General features: G+C 54.3%; 4 protein-coding genes. 2 read left to right on the top strand and 2 right to left on the bottom strand.

Annotated elements, in window-relative coordinates; genetic code table 11:
* Positions 1-263: 263 nt before the first annotated feature.
* The gene (locus tag AC5ZFO_RS47560) at positions 264-755 is read right to left on the bottom strand and encodes a hypothetical protein (protein WP_496124208.1); all 492 of its coding nucleotides are present in this window, start codon (positions 753-755) and stop codon (positions 264-266) included.
* A 141-nt stretch (positions 756-896) separates the two neighbouring features.
* A complete protein-coding gene (locus tag AC5ZFO_RS47555) occupies positions 897-1,964 on the bottom strand; it encodes a DUF262 domain-containing protein (protein ID WP_496124207.1) in 1,068 nt (355 codons plus the stop codon).
* On the opposite strand from AC5ZFO_RS47555, the gene AC5ZFO_RS47550 reads away from it, so the two are divergent.
* Both AC5ZFO_RS47550 and AC5ZFO_RS47545 read left to right on the top strand, forming a co-directional pair.
* Positions 1,954-2,445 (top strand): hypothetical protein, encoded by a 492-nt coding sequence (locus AC5ZFO_RS47550; protein WP_496124206.1) that lies wholly within the window; start codon positions 1,954-1,956, stop codon positions 2,443-2,445. The genes AC5ZFO_RS47555 and AC5ZFO_RS47550 overlap by 11 nt on opposite strands.
* A gap of 423 nt (positions 2,446-2,868) precedes the next feature.
* On the top strand, positions 2,869-3,174 hold a 306-nt coding region (locus AC5ZFO_RS47545), incomplete at its 3' end, for a transposase (RefSeq protein WP_496124205.1).

The raw sequence follows: 3,174 nt of genomic DNA, 5'->3' as shown, positions 1-3,174 counted from the left end.
GTTGTGACCGTCGATCCTGATCAAGCCGGCCGTTGCAATCGGGCGGGGGCCATATACGTCCACACATGGCCCATCGCTGCATATTGCGATGCCGCACGAGCTTAGTCGCTATGGGGGCAAAGCGGACGTAGCCTTCGTCGCATCACGCCGCTGGGTTTATGGGTACACGGCCTAGTGTGCCACCGCTCGCGAAGCGGGTAGCCTGACTAAGGTCGCATAACCTCTAATGTCGGCTAGCAGCCCGTCATAGGGGCGGTCCAGATCTACAGTTGCTTGAGTGTCGCCACTATCCGCACCGCACGTGCCTTCCAAAAATCCTCGAAGGAATCAAAATCATACGTCTCCAATTCCGGGATCAGGTGCCGCTTTCGGAAATCCGGGTCCCTGGTCTCTATCCACTCATCAAACGGCGTAGCGTTCTTCGACAGATTCTCTGAGTCCGTAAGGAGTTCTAGATTGGCGAGTACGTTGTACTTCGACTGATACGATTTGATCTTCGCATCATCATATCCGCGCCTCCTCAAGGGTCTGACCTGGAATTCGGATTGCGGAAAAATGTGATCCTCGTGAAACACAGCATTCTTCCAATCACGATTAGGATATAGCAGGGACAACACAAGGCTGGTGTATCGGCCCTGGTATCCGTACTCCAGTATTTGGCCTATCTCAGCGTCATTGAGGTGCGGCTCGATCCCAAGGGATTGGTAAAGCGCATTGGCCGGAAACGTCGAGTTTTGATCACAGTTCTGCAGCAACTCTCGCAATCGCGTGAGCGTCGTATCACTTGAGCTACCAAACGCATTCTTGAGGGTTGCAAAGACAAACCATCTCCGGATCGCGATCTGGGCATCCGCATCCTGCGCCTCCGAGGATATGTCAAAGGACCAATCCCCTCGTTAGGCGATATAGAGGGCGATGGGAAGGAGCGCCAAGGGAGCGACGACGTTCTTGTTTTGGAAACCGAAGCGGGAAATGAGCCGCACGGTCGTTGAAAGAGAACTTTTAATCGTCTCCCAGTTGCCTTCGATCAGGAGAAGGTTCTTTTTGGTGAAGTTCTTGACCTGATACTGGATCGGGAGTCCTCCAGTCAGGTACAAGCAGGCTTTCAGTACGAAGTCCTTGCCGAGATTATAGCCGTTGCCAATTTCATTCAGCGAGTCCGTAAAATCGTGAATTTCCTTCCGGGCGTCGAGCGTCTGCCATTTTGCGGTAGCCGTGGCGAGCAGGAGATCGGAATATTCGAGAGGTTGGCCCGCCGAATTCGCTCGCACGAAGACTTGTAAGACCTTGTCGTAGTTTTGCGACTTCTCCTCATAATAATTGCCCACCAGAGTTGTGTGGATACGATTGTGCAAGCGGCCAATGAGCTTCTGTGCATTCTCCCGCGCCTCCTCGGACAATGAGGTGAGCTGAGGCTTCATATCCGACTTGGCGTCCTCGGCGTCTTCAAAATCAAGAATTCGTCCCACGGGATACCAAAGCTGCGCGGTACCCTCGTCAGGTTCCGAACTTTCCCGGAAGGCGAATCCGTAAGCGAGCTCTTCCGGCTTTTCTTCGTTCGGGCCCGCAACTTTTAAAAGGTTCAAAAAGAGCTTGTTCGTTCGCCAGCGGTAATAGAAATAGCGGTAGGAACCCTTCAGCCCTATAAACAGCGACGTGATGCGCTGCTGCCCATCCAAGACAAGTGTGATGTCCTTGGTGATGCCGGCCGTGGCCGCCTGCCGATTATGGGGTGCTTCCTTGTCGAATTCGCGGATGAATTCGTAAACAGGCCAGTCATCCTTGTTCTGTTGTTCCAATCGCCAGTACAGAAATGAACCGATGGGGAAGTCAGACATGATCGAGTCGAATAGCCGCTCGATGCGGTCGGGACCCCATACAAACTCTCGTTGTATCGCCGGCAAAAAGATATCGCGATTGAGCTGCCTTATAACGTCACTAATCCGAAACGGAATGTATTCCATCGACTTCCCACCAAGCGCAAATCGGCCAACAACGAAAGCAGATTGGGCGTTCAACCGCAATGGTTTCCTCGGCGAATATTCAACTCTTTGGTCTACCGAAATTTCCGTGCCTGCACGTTCAGCGTATCGACGTGCAAGTCTGGGTGTAGATGTCTCTCACCTTCTTGATTGGGATCTCGCCTCGCGGGTGCCCGCCAGGATGGCCCGCTTCATCTCCGCCGCCGGCGGGCAGCGTATAAGTTCGATTGCTGCGGCCAACGCTGTTAGGGAAGCTAGTGATGGCAGCGTCGGCGTCTCATTCCGCATAGTGAAGGCGTTGATGCTCGCGCTTAGCCAAATCCACTTAACTCGCAGCCTTGCAAGTAAAACGAGTAGTATCAAAATCGGGATTTCGGAATCTAAACGGCAACCACGGGAAAGTGCGGCCGAGCAGTGGTTTCGCACGACCCCCCCGTTTCCGAACTCTATCGATACAAGTTAGTAAAAAGCGCTAAGAAAACCAAGCGGCGCGAGACGCGACGGCAAAAAGTGCTAGAGCGCCGATCACTTCGAGAATACAAGAAGCGGTCTTTGCATCTCACTCTTCGCTCGAAGCTCGTACGAGCCAAAGCACCATCGAATTAGTAATTCGAGAATGCAACGCGCAAATATCGCAAGCGAACGCTAATGCTGACCGTCTGATGCATGGACGATGCTGCCGGGGTGAGTTTGCACAGTCGCAGTTGGATTCTGGCCACCATAGTGACCAAATCGGGTGTGCCACGATCCCTCACATACTGGATTTCGCAACTTGAAGAATTTGCGCATCGGTTTATCGTAAGCGTAGCGCCGAGGCCCTTTGGATTGTTTGTGCGGAGTCTTGAGAGCACCGTTAGAAGAGTCATCTTCTGGAAGGGTGCTCACAATGGACGACCATCCTGACGACATAAGACGACCGTTGTCACCGCGAATTGAAGTGTTCGCTGGCGCAGGTCGCAAGCGCTGGCCGGATGATTTGAAGGCACAGATTGCCGCGGAAAGCCTCGAGCCGGAGGCGGTTGTCACAGACGTCGCCCGTCGCCATGGCTGCCGGCCAAGCAGGTGCATGACTGGCGGCGCCGGGCGCGTTTGGGCCAGTTGGTGCTGCCGGCTTGGGCGGAGACGCTGTCGTTCGTGCCGGTGCTGTCGGAATCGCCGCTACCGGCGTTCGCAGAGCCTGCCGGGTCGCCGG

The organism is Bradyrhizobium sp. Unk1, from assembly GCF_059512345.1.
Note: the sequence above shows the minus strand (reverse complement) of the source record. Positions and strands in the feature narration are given on the sequence as shown.

Bases quoted from the DNA above. Each gene is read 5' to 3' on its own strand.
- AC5ZFO_RS47550 (WP_496124206.1), top strand. From the start codon at position 1,954: ATGTATTCCATCGACTTCCCACCAAGCGCAAATCGGCCAACAACGAAA.
- AC5ZFO_RS47555 (WP_496124207.1), bottom strand. From the start codon at position 1,964: ATGGAATACATTCCGTTTCGGATTAGTGACGTTATAAGGCAGCTCAAT.